Consider the following 18,784-nt stretch of genomic DNA (forward strand, 5'->3'; position numbering starts at 1 on the left):
AAGCTGGCTAAAACTCAAAAACAGCTAAATAACCAAGTTTAATTATGATGAATTTACCAATCAAAAGTGGATTGTTTGATCCTTGAATTCCCAATGAAACGCAATAATGCTACCTCATATTGCCGTACTACGCTTCATCAAAATATTTTAATTACTAAACAGTTTTACTTATGAAAAGAAAAATAGTATTCACACCGTGCTGGCTTTGTTGTATCTGCTTTTTACTTTTAAGCTTACAGCAGACTTATGCGCAGTCAATAACTGTACGGGGCCAGGTTACCGAAAATAATAGGCCACTGGCCGGAGTGACCGTCAAAAATATCGGTTCCACAGTGCAAGCACAAACAGATACACAGGGAAAATATACGATCAGTGCTGCCACAGTCACGGCATTAGAATTTACCTTTCTAGGTTATGCGAAACAGCGCTTTGAATTCAGTCAGCTCAAACAGATCAGCCAAGGGAACTACGAGCTTAACGTGCAACTTGATGCTTCCGAAGGAGATGTTTTGGATGAAGTGGTGGTGGTCGGTTTCGGTTCGCAGAAAAAAACAAACCTGACCGGTTCGGTTGCGGTGGTGGATGCCAAGCAACTAGAAAATAGGCCGGTAAGAAATGCGATCCAGGCACTGCAAGGACTGGCACCAGGACTAAATATTTCCCAAAACTCGGGAACGATGGAAACCAATCCATCCATTAATATCCGGGGGACGGGCACCATCGGAACCTCTTCTTCGGCACCACTGATTTTAATCGATGGTTCTGAAGGGTCTTTGGCGGCACTAAATCCACAGGATATTGAAAGCGTATCTGTATTAAAAGATGCTGGAGCGGCTTCAATTTACGGCTCTAGAGCTGCCTTTGGGGTTATTTTAGTTACTACAAAATCTGGAAAGGCTGGACGTACATCGGTAAATTATAATAATAGCTTTCGTATGAATGCCCCAACATTAATGCCGAAGATGATGGATTCTTATACATTTGCGCAATACTTTAATCAGGCCGAAGTCAACGCAGGTGGTTCACCACATTTCTCCGCGGAGCATCTGCAGCGCATCCTGGATTATCAAAACGGAAGCCTGAAAAATTCGACGATAGTCGATCCAAACAATAAATTGTATTGGGCTGAAGGATATGCCTATGGTAACGACAACAACGATTGGTTCGATGTCATGTATCGGGATCAGGCTTTTGCTCAGGAGCACAACCTAAGCCTCAATGGTGGAACCGAAAAAACAACTTATTACCTTTCAGGTAATATTATGAAACAACAAGGGTTGATGGCCTTCAATACGGATCATTACGACCGTTACGCTGTTGCTGCTAAAATCAATTCTAAAGTATCTGACATCTTTCAGGTAAATTACAACGCGCGATTGGTGCGTGAAGACTACGACCGTCCGGCTGCATTGACCAATAGTTTTTATGATGATTTAGGCAGACAGGGCTGGCCAACGCTGCCTCTGTATGATCCAAATGGATACTTGTTCAGTTCTCCCTCACCTGCACTTGCCATGAAAGAAGGCGGACAGGATAAATCAAGTAAGGATTACATTTACCAACAGTTACAACTCATCCTCGAACCTATTAAAGGATGGCGTACAACTGGTAATTTTAACTATAGAACCACAACTCAATTTCGTCATTGGGACTCGCAGCGTCTTTACAACCATGACGTGAATGGTGATCCGTATCTGTATAAAAACTCATCCAATGTGTACGAATTTGGTTTAAAGGAAAACTACTATAACATTAATATCTTTTCTGATTACGATAAGAGCTGGGGCGACCATCATGTTAAAGTTATGGTCGGTGGTCAGATTGAACACACGGCCTATCGCAATCTCGGTGTGCAACGCGACGGAATCATTATCCCGGATCAACCGGTATTGAATCTGACCTCCGGCACAGACATCAATGGAAAAGCAGTAGTGCCTTCTGTATCTGGCGAATATCAAAAATGGGCAACAGCGGGTTTCTTCGGCCGATTGAATTACAATTATGCAGAAAAATACCTATTGGAAGCTAATTTGCGTTATGACGGTTCATCACGCTTCCGCAGCGATAGCCGCTGGGGCTGGTTTCCTTCAGTTTCTGCAGGATGGAACATCGCCAAAGAAAACTTTATTGCAGAGTCGGCACCATTTATTAATATGCTGAAATTAAGAGCTTCCTACGGAGAACTGGGTAATCAAAATACCGATGTCTGGTATCCGACTTATGTCACGCAACCAACGGGTACAGCCAATGGCGCTTGGCTAATTAATAATGCTCGACCAAATTCTGCTTCGGCTCCAGGCTTGGTAAGTGCCTTATTGACCTGGGAATCCATCAATACCAAAAACTTAGGCGTCGATTTTGCTTTTTTAAATAGCCGTCTTTCTGGGTCTTTTGAGGTCTTCGAACGGAAAACATTTAATATGGTCGGCCCAGCTCCACAGTTGCCTAATACATTAGGAACCCAGGTTCCTCAAACAAATAATACCGACTTAAAAACAAGAGGGTTTGAAGCTACACTGGGCTGGAATGACCGTACAGCCAGTGGTTTCGCATATGGAGCAAAGTTTCTCCTGTCGGATTATACCACAACAGTAACACGCTATCCAAACGCAATAGGGTCATTATCAAACTATCGGGAAGGCCAAAAGTTAGGTGAAATATGGGGATATCAAACCCTTGGTATCGCAAAGACAGAGGAACAGATGAGTCAACATCTGGCGAGCTTGCCCAATGGTGGACAAAATGCATTAGGAACACAATGGGGGGCAGGCGATATCATGTATGCGGATTTGAATGGCGACGGAAAAATAGATGGTGGAAGCAATACAGAGGCCGATCCTGGTGATCGTCGTGTGATTGGAAACAGCACGCCGCGTTACTCCTTTGGATTGAATCTGAATGCGGATTACAAAAATTTTGATTTTAGTGTTTTCATGCAAGGTGTCATGAAACGCGACTATTGGCAAGGTGGCTATTATTTTTGGGGAGCAACTTCAAAATGGTGGTCAACGGGCTTGGTCGATCATCTTGATTATTTCCGTACCGCAGACAATCCATTGGGCGAAAATCTTGATGCGTATTACGCACGTCCTGTTTTTGGAACCTCCAAAAATCAACAGACGCAGACGCGCTTTTTGCAAAATGCAGCCTATATCCGCATAAAAAATATTCAGCTAGGCTATACCTTACCGAAAGAAACAACCAAACGTTTTGGTGTGGAGCGTCTACGCGTATACGTTTCCGGAGAAAATATCTGGACCGGCTCAAGTGTAGCGGGAATGTTTGATCCCGAAACTATTGATGGCGGAAGCAACGGAACGGTTTATCCATTGACAAAAGTATGGTCTGCAGGTTTAAGTGTTACATTTTAAGTCGATTCATTATGAAATTCAATAGTACTATTTTTAGATTGATGCAATTGGGCCTTGTCGCTTTGGTAGGCCTAGCTTCCTGCAATAAATATTTGGATATTGCACCCCCTTCGTCCATCATACCTGAAGCGTATCTGGATGAGGAATCACAACTTGCTGCTTATACCGTAAATCAATATGCTGGACTGTTTCCTTCGCATGGCAACTGGTCCTTTGGCACGTTCGGCATCGACGGAAATACAGACAATATGGCTACTCCAACACTCGATAATAAGTTTATTCCAGGCCAATGGCGCGTTGGATCGAACGGCGGTGACTGGGATTTTTCAAGTATTTATCAGATGAATTATTTTATCAATACGGTGGTTCCCAAATGGAAGGAAAATCGTATTCTCGGAAATTCCAGTAACATAGCACATTATATCGGTGAAGCCTATTTTTTACGGGCTTATGTTTACTTTGGGAAATTGCAGGCCTTGGGCGATTTTCCGATTATTCGCAATGTGATGTCGGATAAGGATAAGAGTATTTTAGTGGAAGCGAGCAAGCGTTCACCAAGAAATGAAGTCGCGCGTTTTATACTTTCAGACTTGGATTCGGCCATTACCTTGCTGAACCAAAGTTCTCCCGATGGCAAGAAACAGCGGATCTCAAAAAATGTAGCCCAGCTGTTCAAGTCCCGAGTAGCTTTGTACGAAGGTACCTGGCTCAAATACTTTAGCGGAACCGCATTCGTCCCTAAAGGACCAGGATGGCCTGGTGCGGCAAAATCATACAATAGCAATTATGCATTTCCGACGGGAAGTATTGCCGGAGAGATCGACTACTTTTTAACGCAGGCCATGGAATCGGCAGCTGCGGTTGCTGACAATGTGCCGCTGGTGAGCAACACCGGAATAATAGAATCTGCCAACAATGAGAATCCTTACTTCAGTATGTTTGGTGCCGTGGATATGTCCAGCTATGGCGAAGTACTTTTGTGGCGACAATACAACCAGAGTTTGGTGACACACAATGTACCGGTATATGCACAGCGTGGCAATTATGCGGTTGGTTTGACACGCGGCCTTGTTGAAAGCTTCCTGATGTCCAATGGACTGCCTATTTACGCCGCGGGCAGCGGTTATGCGGGCGATGATTACATCACAGATGTTCGGAAAAATCGCGATGGTCGTTTACAATTGTTTTTAAAAGAGCCAGGCCAAAAGAATGTATTGATCAATATTGGACAAGGTACTCACTACACGCTCATAGAGCCCACCCCGACTGTATACGATACCGATTGGGAACGACGTTATACAACGGGGTATACTATACGTAAAGGTATTTCATACGACGGTTTACAAACGCTAAACGGACAGGGATTTACGGGTAGTATTACCTTCCGAGCTACCGAAGCTTACCTCAATTATATGGAGGCCTGTTTCGAAAAGAATCAAAATTTAGATACGAAGGCGCAGGCCTATTGGCGCTCATTGCGTACACGTGCTAAGGTCGACCAAGATTTCAATGCAACCATTGCTGCAACACAAATGGAGAAAGAGAAGAAAGATTGGGGCGCGTATTCTGCAGGACAGTTTGTGTCACCTACATTGTACAATATACGTCGCGAACGCAGAAGCGAACTCATGGCGGAAGGTCTACGTTGGATGGATCTCAAGCGCTGGCGTGCGATGGACCAGCTGATTACAACAGCAGACCATTTTGAAGGCTTTAAACTCTGGGGGCCGATGAAAGATTGGTACAAACCCGAACAGCTGATTTATGGCGCTACCAATGATAAATCTGTCGTTTCAGATCCTGCACGGAGTGAATACCTCAGACCATTGGAGATCCGAAGCAATGCCCTGTCTTATACTGGGGTGAAATTTGCCATGGCGCATTATCTTGCACCTATTGCCGTCGAGCATCTCCAGTTGGCTTCGGATGATGGTACAGCAGAAAATTCCGTTATTTATCAGAATCCAGGATGGTCACTGATCAGTGGAACTGCCCCAACCGGCTTGTAGAAATATAAAAAGGGATATGTGTCATCTCATTATTACACAAATACGAATATATCCCTCTTTTTGACTCAATATCCCCCTTGACTACGTAGGAAAAGGGGGATATTTTTGTTTACTGATCATCACGAGCAGTTAACTCAAAGAAACTTAAACTAAATCATGAAAAAACTTTTATCTGTCTGTCTTAGTTTGCTGTCAAGTTGTTTTATCGCCTATAGTCAACAGCCCATCCTACCGCAGTATAAATTGGTCTGGTCGGATGAATTTGATTATAATGGTGCACCCGACACGACTAAATGGAGTTACGAAGAAGGTTTCAAACGTAACCGGGAAGAGCAATGGTATCAAAAGGAAAACGCTTTCTGTCGTAATGGCCTGTTGGTTATTGAAGCAAAAAAAGAACAACGTAATCATCCGGGTTTTATTCAGGGCAGCTCTGATTGGATTGCCAGCCGTAAAAAGATAACCTATACTTCGGCTTCGATAAATACTTTAGGAAAGCAGCACTGGAAATACGGAATTTTTGAAATCCGCGCGCGTATCCCTGTTGGAGAGGGCCTTTGGCCCGCATTCTGGACTTTAGGCACGAGCAAGGAATGGCCATCCAATGGTGAAATAGATATCATGGAATATTATCGCGGCAATATATTAGCCAATATCGCAACTGGCACTGACCAACGGTGGAAAGCACATTGGTTCGGTAAGACAAAAGCAGTCAAAGATCTTGGCGGAAAGGCTTGGGCAGATCAATTTCATATCTGGCGCATGGTTTGGGATGAAGATGCCATTACGCTTTATGTGGATGATATGGAAATGCTTCACGTCCCTATGGATCAATTGGTCAATCGGGACGGTACAGGATTCAATCCATTTACCCAACCACATTATCTCCTGTTAAATTTGGCCCTCGGTGGAATAAACGGTGGCACGATAGCTGATAAATTACTTCCCGCTAAATATGAAATTGATTATATCCGGGTCTATCAAAAAATAGAACGTGCTGAAATGAATAGTTTTACGCCAGGGGAAATATGGAAAGACCAATCCGGTGATGTGATCAATGCCCATGGCGGCGGCGTACTTCATCAAAATGGAAAATATTATTGGTATGGTGAGAAACGTGGCGGAACGACATCCCAGGGCGTCAATGTGTACTCATCCAATGATTTGTATAACTGGAAGTTTGAAGGATTGGCTCTCACACCTAGCGCAGATTCTACAAGCGATATTGCCTGGGGCTGTATTATGGAACGGCCAAAGGTTATCTATCATGAGCAGCTGAAGAAATATGTGATGTGGTTCCATCTTGAGTTGAAAGGGCAAGGCTATGCAGCAGCCAGGGCCGCCGTTGCTACCAGTGACTCTCCGCTTGGGCCGTTTCAGTTTGTCCACAGCTTCCGGCCAAATAACAATATGTCACGTGATATGGGTTTATTTGTAGACATCGATGGCAGGGCTTACCAAATCTATTCATCGGACGAAAACTATGCCTTACGCCTGGTGCAATTAACCGATGATTACCTGCATGTGACAGCAAAAGATTCCTTACTCTTCCGGAATCATCGGGAAGCCCCAGCTTTATTCAAGCATAAAGATCAGTATTATCTGATCACCAGCGGATGCACCGGCTGGGCTCCAAATCGTGCAGAGCTCCATGTCGCTAAGAGTCTTTTTGGCCCCTGGAAATCCCTAGGGGATCCAATGCAAGGGCCAAATTCGGCTTTGACTTATGGCGGTCAATCCACATTTATTCTTCCTGTCGCAGGAAAAACAGATGCCTTTATCTTTATGGCCGACCGCTGGAACCCCAAAGATCTTATGGATAGCAGATATATCTGGCTACCGGTAGATCTCCAGAATGAAAAAGTACAGATAAATTGGAAGGATCAATGGGATTTAAGTGTATTTCACTAGGCCTGCCGTATGGCCGTATTTAACCTAGATTCTGTGAAACAAACCACTCTTTTTTGAATTGATTTCTTAATCGCTAAATAATAAAACATGCAGTTTGTGAATAAATTGGTGCTTATTCTACTCTATAGTTTGATATTCAATTTTGGACATGCGCAGTCCAGTGTTACCTTGACACATGGACCGCGTAAAATGCAACAGCTAGATACTCTTGTCCGAAAAGGAATCCCTTGGTTGGATGAAACGATAACCGAAGAAAACCGGCTGCCCATGCATACCGATTTTGTTACCTTTCCGAATACGTCTCAGATCGTCAATAGCGATTGGCGTGAATCTTCCGCTTATTTAAGTTTGAATGGACCCTGGAAATTTAAATGGGCACATAGTCCGTCAAAATTACCGGCCAATTTTGAATCGTTGACTTATGATGATCATCTTTGGGCTAATTTTCAGGTGCCTGCAAACTGGGAACTCAATGGATACGGTTTCCCGATGTATACGACCTCCGGTTTTGAATTCACTTATTTGATCGGAAAACCAAATCCACCAATTGTGCCGATGGATTTCAACCCCACGGCGGTGTACCGCCGAGAGGTAGTCATTCCTGAGGATTGGCAGGGCAAACCTATTATCCTCCATATTGGGGCTGCCAAATCAAATCTATCTGTTTGGGTAAATGGTCAATATGTGGGGTATGGGGAGGATAGCAAATTACCTTCCGAGTTTGATGTAACAAGATATTTGAGAAAAGGAAAAAATCTAATCACAATGCGCGTCATGCGTTGGGGAGTCGCAAATTATTTGGAGGATCAGGACATGTGGCGCCTCAGTGGAATCACACGAGACTGTTATCTGCTGGCACGGCAACCGATATATCTACGTGATATTCAGTTGGCACCGACCCTCAACGATTCTTTTGATGAAGGACAGCTAAATACTAAGCTGATTTTTAACCAGAGCAGTCAAGATGAGTTAAGAGCAGAGGTTTCATTACATAGAAATGGTCGTCTTGTGTCAGTTAAAACTGTTAAAGTCTCGGGACAAGAGATGGATATTGCACAGACCATAGAGCGTCCTGCACTATGGTCGGCCGAAATGCCAAATTTATACCAGGTGACTGTTAAGCTAATAGACCACGAGGGTAAACTCAGCGAGGTCGTTCCCCAGCAAGTGGGCTTCCGTCGGGTTGAGATCAAAGAAGGTCAGTTGCACGTGAATGGACAGCCTATACTTATCAAGGGAATAAACAGGCACGAAACAGATCCTGTAACAGGGCATGTGATCTCCAAAGAAAATATGTTGCGTGATGTACAGCTCATGAAAAAGTTCAATATCAATGCTGTCCGTACCAGCCACTATCCCAATGCCGAATATTGGTTGCAACTCTGTGATCAATATGGATTGTATGTGATTGATGAGGCTAATATCGAATCTCATGGCATGGGCTATGATCTGTCTTATACGATGGCCAATAGGCCGACCTGGGAAAAGGCACATGTTGCCCGTGTTGAACGTCTTATTCAGCGCGACCGGAATCATCCCAGCGTAATTATTTGGAGCATGGGCAACGAAGCTGGAAATGGCTACAATTTCTATCGGGCCTACCTCCGGATGAAAGAGCTCGATAAAAGTCGCCCTGTACAATACGAAAGGGCTGTGAATAATTATGGGGAATTAAGATTTGATTGGAATACCGATCTGATTGTTCCCATGTATGCAAGCCCATCGGCGATGAAAAATTATGCAGCGCGCAACCCTAAGCCCCAAAGGCCCTTTATTCAATGTGAGTATGCCCATGCCATGGGAAATTCATTAGGAAACTTTAAGGATTATTGGGACATCATTCGGGCAAATAAAGGAATATTCCAAGGCGGATATATCTGGGATTTTGTGGACCAATGTTTTATTAAAATCAACGCTAAAGGCGATACGGTTTATACCTATGGTGGAGACTATGAGCCTAAGGAAGCCATAACGGACTGGAATTATGCTTCCAAAGGCATTTTTTATGCTAATAGGACACCCTATCCGCATGCCTGGGAAATGAAGAAAGTATATCAAGATATCCATAGCAACCTAATGAAGGAGAAAAAGATACAGGTTTACAATGAACGTTTTTTTACTGGACTTGACAATGTTGAACTTCAATGGGAGCTTATTGTTGATGGAAAGAAAGCCCAATCTGGTTTAATCAGTCACTTGAATGTGTTGCCGCAACAATCTGGTGTGCTGTTTATCCCTTATCAAACAGATGCACGTGGGGAGAAATTTCTGAATCTGACTTATCGATTGAAAAAAGCCGAACCCTTACTTCCTATGGGGCATATTATTGCAACCGAACAGTTGTCTTTAGGTGGTGTTTTTCAACCTAACACAACCATTGTGGCACAGGGGAAAATTAAGACTGAGCGAAAAGATGGAAATCTGATTATCTCGGCAAAACAGCTGCAGATGGAGTTTGACCTTAAATCAGGATGGCTGACCAGATATCATTACAAAGGACGGGATTTAATGGATGAGCATGCTTTATTTAAGACTAATTATTGGCGTGCACCGAATGATAACGATTTCGGTGCAAATACACCTGAAAAACTGAAATCTTGGAAACAGGTTACGGATTCTATTGAATTACTTGAAATTAGATCCGAATTAATCGATAGCCTGGTCTATGTCTATGCGGCCTACAAAATGCCTCAGGTATATGGACAGTTAGCAATGAAATACTGCATTAATCAACGGGGTGAAATGCGCGTTTCTCAATCATTCATGGCTGACACCACAAAAAAGGTTGCTGTTCTGCCACGTTTCGGCATGCAATGGATCATGCCTGCTGGATTTGAGGCCATTAATTACTACGGTAGGGGACCACAGGAGAACTACATCGACCGTAATTTTGCATCGCATGTCGGAATTTATAAACAGACCGTCGATCAACAGTATTTTCCTTATGTAATGCCACAGGAGACAGGTAATAAGACCGATGTCAGGTGGATGGAAATAAGAAATAAGCAAGGTGAGGGATTGTTTTTTACGGCAGATTCTACTTTCAGTATGAGTGCCTTGCATTATTTTGATAAGGATTTGGACGACGGTCCCAAGCGACAACAACGCCATGCCGCTGACCTTGTCAAAAGGAAACAAACGCAAGTTAATATTGACCTCAGACAAATGGGCGTAGGCGGAATCAATAGCTGGGGAGCATGGCCGCTTCACGAATATACATTGCCGTACAAAGATTATTCATTCTCCTTCGTTTTAAAACCAGTCGAATAATTATAGCGTCCTGTACAGCAGAAAGAGCTCGTGATTGTTGTACAGGACTTATTTTACTTTTTAACAATTCAGACTAAGGCCGGTCTACATGGAATTCATTCTGAAATGCTTTTCGGTACTTTTTGACATAGTCGGATGGTGTATCGCCAAACAATTTGTTGAATTGTTGTCTAAAGTAGCGCTGATCGTAAAAACCTGTTAAGTTAGCTACTTCATTAATTTTCGAATCTGTCAAAATAAGCATTTCTGCTGCTTTTTTGAGTCGTACCGACCTGATAAATTCATTGATCGATTTGCCTGAAATTGTTTTAATTTTTTTATAAAGTGACGAATGACTCATCCCCGTTTTTTCGGCAAGGCTTATTACAGTCAATTCTTCCAGTAGGTTCTCTTCAATAATCTCAATGCACCGTTCTATGAATAGCTTGTCTGTGATCGATATCTTTAGCTCATTCGACTGTAATGTGATAGCGTTAAGGAAAAAGTCCTGAAGGTTCTTTTTGTTCTGCAGTAATGTCTTGACCCGAAGCAACAATATTTCCGAATCAAATGGCTTGTGGATATAATCATCGGCACCATATTGAATTCCGGCTAACTTCGTGCCGTCGGAAGTACTTGAAGTAAGCAGGATGATTTGAATATGGTTGAGCGTAGCATTAGATTTTACGGCTTTGCAGAGTGACAATCCATCCATCTCTTCCATGATAATATCACTTATGACCAGATCAGGTTGTTTTTCGTTGATCATAGCTAATGCCTGAACGCCATTACGGGCACCATAGACCGTATATTCTACCTTAAAAATGTCGGTAAGATAGCTGCGGATCGCATCGTCGTCGTCAACCAATAAGATACTGAATTTTTTGCTTGATATGGCCGTTGGAAATGTGGGAGCTGTTTCTGTCACCACTTGTGCATCGTATAGCATTTGAATCCCCGACTCGTTGCGGTGCGCTACATCTGCCAATGGTTCTTCGGCCGGCATTTGTTGTGCCACGATAGGCAAAACGAGGTCGAATGTTGTTCCCGCTGTTGCTGAACTCGTATAACTTATTTTTCCGGCGTGCATTTCAACAAAAGTTTTGACCAGATACATGCCGATCCCGAATCCCGTTTGTTTTTTGGGGCCAGTCAGTGGATCCGAAAAATATTTGTCGAATATTCTATCGCCAAGATGTTCGGGGATACCTTTTCCCGAATCCTTAATCTGAATGGTTAATTCCCTACCCTGTTGCGATAGAGCAATATGAATAGCGCCATCGGAAGGCGTAAATTTAAAGGCATTTGATATGAGATTGCATAAGATGATCTCAATTTTTTCTTTGTCGGCATTGACAAAGACCGGATCGGAATTTTCCTGGAACTGATAATTTATCTTTTGTAATTTTGCCTGGGCAGCGAAATATAGAAATATTTCTTTCATAAAGCTTTGACAGTCGAAAATGCTGGTTTTGAGCTGTTCGGCACCGTCCTCTGTTTTTCTAAATACAAGCAGCTGGTCCACCAAGCTCAAAAGCCTTTTGGCGTTCCTGTGTACTACCTGAAGGGAAGCCCTGTCTTCAGACTCTTTATTGGTCTTCAGCAGATCTTTAATCGGATTAATAATTAGGGTCAGCGGTGTTCTAAATTCATGCGATATATTGGTAAAAAATGCGTGCCTCTTTTCATTGAGTTCTCTTTCCTTTTGGATGGTGAATTTTGAAAGCTGTATTTCATAATTTAAAGCGATTTGCCTCCTCCGATAGCGCAGATACCATAGCCCCGTATAGATCATAGCCAGCGTGTAAAGCAGGTAAGCCCACCAGCTTCTATACCAAGGCGGGAGAATTTGAATCTCGAGCTTAATCTGCTTATTTGTCCAATTGCCTTCCGAGTCGGTCGATTGAATAAGCAGGGTATAATTTCCTTCATGCAGGCCGTTGTAATTGATAGATCGGGTAGACCCGGCATCGTTCCATTGCTTGTCTAAACCTTCCAAGCGGTATCTATATTTTATCTTTTGTGGCGAATCAAACTCCAAGGCGGCAAACTCCAGCGAAAAAGTAGATTGATTGTAGGGAAGGGTCAATTTGTGAATAGTATTATCTTTTCCAATATCGACCCGGTCGCTCAGTTCGGCAATCTTTTTATTGTTAATCTTAAGACTTGTGATTGCTAAGGCAGGTTCATAAATTTTCAGTTTGATACTATCTGCATCAAAGATGTTAAAACCGTTGTTTCCTCCGAAAAGAAGATGGCCATCTTTGAGCTTAAATGCTGCTCCATAAGAAAACTCGTTGCTTTGAAGCCCATCCGTTTCTTCGTATCGTACAATTTTTTTAGTGGAAGGATCGAACTTCGAGAGGCCATTAAAGGTACTTAACCACAATTTCCCGGTTTTATCTTCCAAAATATTAAGTACGGCATTGTTACTCAAACCTTCATTTGTGGAATAATTTTCGACAATCTTTTTTGATTTGCTATCAAATGCCAAGAGCCCTTTACCTTCTGTTCCTAACCAAAGTCTGTTATTTTTTCCGAGCCGAATGGCACGAACAGGTTTTCCGATTAAATACCTGGCGCTTTTTCGTGTCTTCTTGTTTAGCTGTATGATCTCATTGTAATTCCCCATCCAGATATTGCCTTGTTTATCGTCAATCATGCAATTGATATCATAGATGTCTTCGCTGAAGACTTCAAATTGGTCGCTTGTCGGATTATATGTATACACTCTTCCCTCAGAAAATGTCGCTGCCCAGATCTTCTCATCCTGATCCTTAAAAAGTAATTGTACACTGTTATTTACGACCCCATTTGGCGTCCTGCAAACATAATATTTTAAACCCGAACCTTTTGCATAACGCGCAATGCCCCTTTCGGTTGCGATCCATAGATCTCCGTTAGTTCCGGTCAAAAGATGGTTTATCGTATTGTCTGGCAATTGCTGTGGCCCTTTTTGAAAAGATTGAACCTGATTGGTCTTGTTATCCCATACATAAAGGCCATCACCTTCGGTACCAATCCAGATCTTGTTATCATACTCAACGAAAGAACGTACAAATTTGTGCGCTAAGTTAAATCCCGCATAATGTTTCTGCTGTAAATAATTAAATTTATAGCCATTGTTATCAATGGTCTCAATGCCGCCCTTTCCGGTGCCAATCCATATTTTACGCTGGGAGTCTATGTAAACCGTATAAATGGTTTTGCTATTCAGTGAAAATTGTACGGGCTGTAGAACATTTTTATTTGCTGCTTTTCCATGAGATAGGTTAAGTATAAAAATGCCATTGTTTTGGGTGGCTAACCAAAGTTTGTTTTGCCCCTCCAGCGTCAGCATGTTGATCTGGCTCGATTTAAGCTCCTGTGGATACAAGGACGAAAGCATATGGTCTTTGATTTTCCAAACAAATAGCCCCTCGTAATTACCAATAAAGAGTTCACCGCTGTTTGTGCTAGCCATACAGGTTGCACTCGTAATAGCCTTCGATACAAGATTCAACTGCTGAGTTTTTTTGTCGAAAGCGTATAAACCGCGTCCCTCTATAAAAACCCATACCATGCCGGTCGCGTCAATATGCGTGGCCGATACGTGGTAGTATAAGGTGGATAGGTTCGATTTATAATCTTTAAAAGCAATTTGTATGGCATATGCTTCTTGATGACTTTTGTAAAATAGCCCCCAGCCGTTTGTGCCGATATAAATATTATTATCACTATCGATTTGAATGGATTTCGTATCGGCATTGAGATGATATGACCGTTTTGATTTTTGGTCTATATAATTTAAACGCGTGAAAGTATCAAAATTTCGGTCGTAGACTCCAATTCCTTGACCAGTTCCTATCCATAATTTTTTATTATGGTCTTCTGCTATACAATAGATATAATTATGCGGAATGCTATTTTCGTTATTTAGCTGATTTCTGTAGGTTTTTATATCATAACCGTCGAATCTGTTTAGCCCGTCGTAGGTACCAAACCACATGAAGCCCTGACTATCCTGAAATATAGATTTCACCGAACTATTGGATAAATCTTTATTCATCTCCTTGGGGAATTGCGCGTGGGTCAGCGTGCTTGTGTGAACAAGGATAAGAACTAATATCAGGATCAAGGCCTGACGTGAATGTAGGAGTCTGTTCAAACTAGGCATGTTAGCAGCGATGTTAGTATGGTATTTCCGATATCAGATAATTTATCGATTCTTCCTTATCATAGGTTATTATCTTGAAAACAACTTTTGTGATCAGAAAAAGTCAATTTGAAGATTATATGGTTAAAGATACGATTGTTTTTTAAAATAAGTGTATATTGTACGTTTATTTAAGGCGAACAGTTTTTACGAGTAAGATTTTGCTTCATAAAGCAAAAAGAGGACGGGATGAAAGTAATAAGTGTCTCTATTAAAATAGTGTACAAACCAATTTAAAGCAGCTTATGTGCTAGTTTATCAAAAAATACGATACATCTAAATATATGCGGATCAATTTCATCTTATGTCTATTGTTTGTAGGACATTTTTCATTTGGACAGCAATTGAACAAAAAGACCGTACTAGCTCAGCTAAGTAAGGCAAACCAATACTGGCAGTCTCATCATAAGCCCGAAGTTTGGGCGTTTTGGGATCAGGCAGCTTATCATACCGGAAATATGGAATTCTATAAGATTTCAAAATCAGCAGGAGACTTAAAATATTCTACGGATTGGGCGATATACAATGATTGGAAAGGAGCCAAGTCTACCGATACGCAACTGTGGAAATACAACTATGGGGAAACAGACGAACACGTTCTTTTTGGTGATTGGCAAATCTGTTTCCAAACCTATATCGATCTCTATCATTTATCGCCAAGCCCTGAAAAGATTGCACGTGCTCAAGAAGTCATGGAATATCAGATCCACTCCAATAAACAGGACTATTGGTGGTGGGCCGATGGTTTGTATATGGTGATGCCGGTGATGACTAAAATGTACAAATTGACAGGGAATTCACTTTATCTGGATAAGATGTATACTTATTTGCAATATGCCGATAGTATCCTGTTTGATCAGGAAGCGAAATTGTATTACCGTGATGCAAAATATGTTTTCCCCAAACACCAGAGCTTACACGGCAAAAAGGATTTTTGGGCCCGGGGCGATGGCTGGGTTTTCGCGGCATTTGCGAAGGTTCTTCAAGATCTACCTGAGGAGGATAAACATTATACCTACTATCAGGAGCGTTTTAAGGAAATGGCAGCCGCTATCATGAGTTGTCAACAGCAGGAGGGATTCTGGACTCGAAGCATGTTAGATTCCGAACATGCACCCGGCAGGGAAACAAGCGGAACCGCTTTTTTTACTTATGGACTGCTCTGGGGAATAAATAATGGATTGCTAAGCGATTTTAAATTTAAAAATGCTGCGGTTAAAGGCTGGAAATATCTTAGTGAGGTCGCTTTACAACCCGATGGCAGAGTTGGGTACGTACAACCGATCGGTGAAAAAGCTATCCCCGGACAGGTGGTGGATACCAACTCTACAGCTCCTTTTGGTGTAGGTGCGTTTTTATTAGCCGGCTCGGAAATGTATCGTTATTTAGCTCAAAAATAGATTGGATTTGAAAATGAAAAATAAGATTTTATTGTTCTTGGCCATTCTTCTGACAGGCCATACTGTCTTTGGACAGGGCTTGAAGGAGAAACCTGCATCAACAAAAGAGACGGATAGAGCTTTTTGGCTTAAAGAAATGGATCATATGCTGCGTCCCGTCCTCTGCAGTCTGGCCCATGATAGCCTGCGGTTAACTATGCCACAAATGACTTCTAAACACGTGGATAATAAGGAACAACGCATCAAAGTGCAATATGTTGAAGTCTTGGGAAGGGTATTGTCAGGCATAGCACCTTGGCTTTCCTTGGATGGCGGTTCGGCTGAAGAGATAAAGTTACGCGACCAATACAGAGTATGGACTGTTCAAGCACTTAAGAATGCTTTGGACAGCAGCGCACGTGATTTTATGCGTTTTGATCTCGGTGGTCAACAGCTTGTTGATGCCTCATTTATCGCTTTGGGATTTATGCGCAGTCCTTGGCTGTGGGATCATATCGACAATCAGACAAAAAAGAATTTGGTAGCATCCATAAAAATTACGCGCCAATTTCGGCCAGCTTATTCAAATTGGTTACTCTTTTCAGCAATGAATGAAGTTTTTTTAGCGAAATATTCGGATGATTGGGATGTGATGCGCGTTGATTATGCGCTGCAGCAATTGGAACAGTGGTATGTTGGAGATGGAATGTATATGGATGGTCCACATTATGCGTTCGATTACTATAATAGTTATGTTATCCATCCCTTCTTGGCCGGAATTATGGATTTCATACAGTTGAAAACTAAAAACTATGATGGGATGTTTGCAAAAATCAAGCTTCGAAATGAGCGCTATGCCCTAATTCAGGAGCGGCTGATCAATGCCGACGGCAGCTTTCCCCCGACAGGAAGGTCTGTAATCTATCGCGCGGCAGCTTTCCATCATCTCGCAGATATGGCGTTCAAGAGACGACTCCCCGGGGAACTCAGCGAAGGACAGGTGAAGGCTGCCCTGTCTGCAGTACTGAAAAAATCGACCGAAAACCCAAATACGTATGAAAATGGCTGGTTGACACTGGGTATGTATGGTAATCAGCCGGGCTTGGGCGATCCATACAATAATCAGGGGAGCCCCTATTTATGTTCAGTAATTTTTTTGCCTTTGGGATTACCCGACGGAGATTCTTTTTGGACAAGTGAAGCGAGCGACTGGAGTGCACGGCGTATCTGGTCAGGACAGGACTGGCATAAAGATCAGGGTAAAGCCATTCAATAACCCCAAATTCCGGGAATAAGACTCCTTTCAAAAGGACCTGGTGGACTCAACAAGTGTATAAAAAATTCAATGAAGCAATATCTAAATCAACTAGTAAGAGTGGGGATGCTCACTTGCGCGTGTCTCCTGTTTATTTACAATGCACAAGGGCAGAAAATTAAGAATACGCTTGTCGGGAATGGCTGGGCAAAGAATACGGTCAACACAACCGTATTTCGTAAAAATTCATTAACCAGCAATGGTAAATACCAATATATCGCCTATTATGACGAAGCTGGATATGTAGTTTTAGGCCAGCGATTACTTTCTGGCAAGGTGTGGAAGTTGCGACGTACCGGCTATACTGGGCATGTGAAGGACGCTCATAATGTAATTAGTATTATGGTGGATAAGGCTGGATATCTCCACGTTTGTTGGGATCAGCATGACAGCAAGTTGAGATATGCACGTACCCTTCATCCCAATAGTCTTGTGCTGGGTTATGAGCAAGCCATGCTGGGACAAAATGAGTCAAAGGTAACCTATCCCGAATTCTTAAAGTTGCCCAGTGGCGAGTTACTGTTTTTATATCGTGACGGCGGATCCGGTCATGGTAATCTTGTGGTCAATAAGTACGATAGTAAGCAGCAAAAATGGGAGCGGATGCATAGCAATCTGATTGATGGCGAGGGACGGAGAAATGCCTATTGGCAAAGTTATGTGGATCGTCGGGGGACGATACATCTTTCTTGGGTATGGCGGGAGAGTCCCAACGTGGAAAGCAATCATGATATGGCTTATGCATGTTCAAAAGATGGCGGATTAACCTGGCAAAAGAGTAATGGAATGCGGTACGATTTGCCCATGAAAGAATCTACGGTCGAGTATGCGGCCCATATCCCCCAGCAGCACGAATTGATTAATCAAACCTCTATCGCTGCGGATGAAAAAGGGAATCCTTTTATCGCTAGTTACTGGCGTGATGCAGGAACACAGATCCCACAATATAAGGTAATCTATTTACAAGAGGGTGAATGGAAGATCCGGTCTTTTGATTTTAGAAAAACACCCTTTAGTTTGAGTGGTGGTGGAACAAAGGATATTCCAATCGCCAGGCCCCAGGTGTTGGTTCGCGGAAAAGACAATAAAATAATGTTGACGCTGGTCTTTCGAGATCAAGAGCGCGGTTACCGACCTTCGATACTGAGGTTGAATGGCATGCATCAAGAGGCTAATGACATTATTGATCTTTGTGAGCAGTCCGTAGGGGCTTGGGAACCTACATATGATACCCAGTTGTGGCAAAAGAAACGTAAAGTTGCTTTATTTGTGCAGTCTACAGTGCAAAAGGATGCTGAGGGACTCGCTGATGCTCCCGCGACAGCAATACGGGTAGTAGAATGGCGTGATTGAGA

The 18,784-nt window shown here is 42.6% G+C and carries 8 protein-coding genes; 7 read left to right on the forward strand and 1 reads right to left on the reverse strand.

What is annotated here, in order from left to right; genetic code table 11:
* The first annotated feature begins 170 nt into the window (after positions 1-170).
* From B3P16_RS01605 to B3P16_RS01620, 4 genes are all read left to right on the forward strand, one after another.
* Positions 171-3,371: a SusC/RagA family TonB-linked outer membrane protein gene (locus B3P16_RS01605; RefSeq protein WP_083295897.1), complete on the forward strand. Its 3,201-nt coding sequence runs from the start codon at positions 171-173 to the stop codon at positions 3,369-3,371.
* Between the two features lie 11 nt (positions 3,372-3,382).
* A complete protein-coding gene (locus B3P16_RS01610) occupies positions 3,383-5,380 on the forward strand; it encodes a RagB/SusD family nutrient uptake outer membrane protein (RefSeq protein WP_286841016.1) in 1,998 nt (665 codons plus the stop codon).
* 156 nt (positions 5,381-5,536) lie between these two features.
* A complete protein-coding gene (locus B3P16_RS01615) occupies positions 5,537-7,291 on the forward strand; it encodes a family 43 glycosylhydrolase (RefSeq protein ID WP_286841017.1) in 1,755 nt (584 codons plus the stop codon).
* An 87-nt stretch (positions 7,292-7,378) separates the two neighbouring features.
* Positions 7,379-10,561, forward strand: coding sequence for a glycoside hydrolase family 2 TIM barrel-domain containing protein (locus B3P16_RS01620; protein WP_286841019.1), 3,183 nt, complete (start codon positions 7,379-7,381; stop codon positions 10,559-10,561).
* A 73-nt stretch (positions 10,562-10,634) separates the two neighbouring features.
* On the opposite strand, the gene B3P16_RS01625 is transcribed toward B3P16_RS01620, so the two are convergent.
* Positions 10,635-14,588 carry a hybrid sensor histidine kinase/response regulator transcription factor gene (locus B3P16_RS01625; protein ID WP_286752547.1) on the reverse strand — a complete coding sequence of 1,318 codons (3,954 nt, stop codon included), beginning with the start codon at positions 14,586-14,588 and terminating at the stop codon, positions 10,635-10,637.
* A 431-nt stretch (positions 14,589-15,019) separates the two neighbouring features.
* Here B3P16_RS01625 and B3P16_RS01630 point away from each other — a divergent pair, with 431 nt between their 5' ends.
* The 3 genes from B3P16_RS01630 (at position 15,020) to B3P16_RS01640 (ending at position 18,782) form a co-directional block, all read left to right on the forward strand.
* A complete protein-coding gene (locus B3P16_RS01630; RefSeq protein WP_286841022.1) occupies positions 15,020-16,135 on the forward strand; it encodes a glycoside hydrolase family 88 protein in 1,116 nt (371 codons plus the stop codon).
* Between the two features lie 13 nt (positions 16,136-16,148).
* Positions 16,149-17,390, forward strand: a complete 1,242-nt coding sequence (locus B3P16_RS01635; protein WP_286841024.1) for a DUF2264 domain-containing protein — start codon at positions 16,149-16,151, stop codon at positions 17,388-17,390.
* 69 nt (positions 17,391-17,459) lie between these two features.
* Positions 17,460-18,782, forward strand: a complete 1,323-nt coding sequence (locus B3P16_RS01640; protein WP_120335487.1) for a BNR repeat-containing protein — start codon at positions 17,460-17,462, stop codon at positions 18,780-18,782.
* Positions 18,783-18,784 lie beyond the last annotated feature (2 nt).

It is taken from the genome of Sphingobacterium sp. UBA7631 (assembly GCF_002483935.1).
GTDB lineage: Bacteria > Bacteroidota > Bacteroidia > Sphingobacteriales > Sphingobacteriaceae > Sphingobacterium > Sphingobacterium multivorum.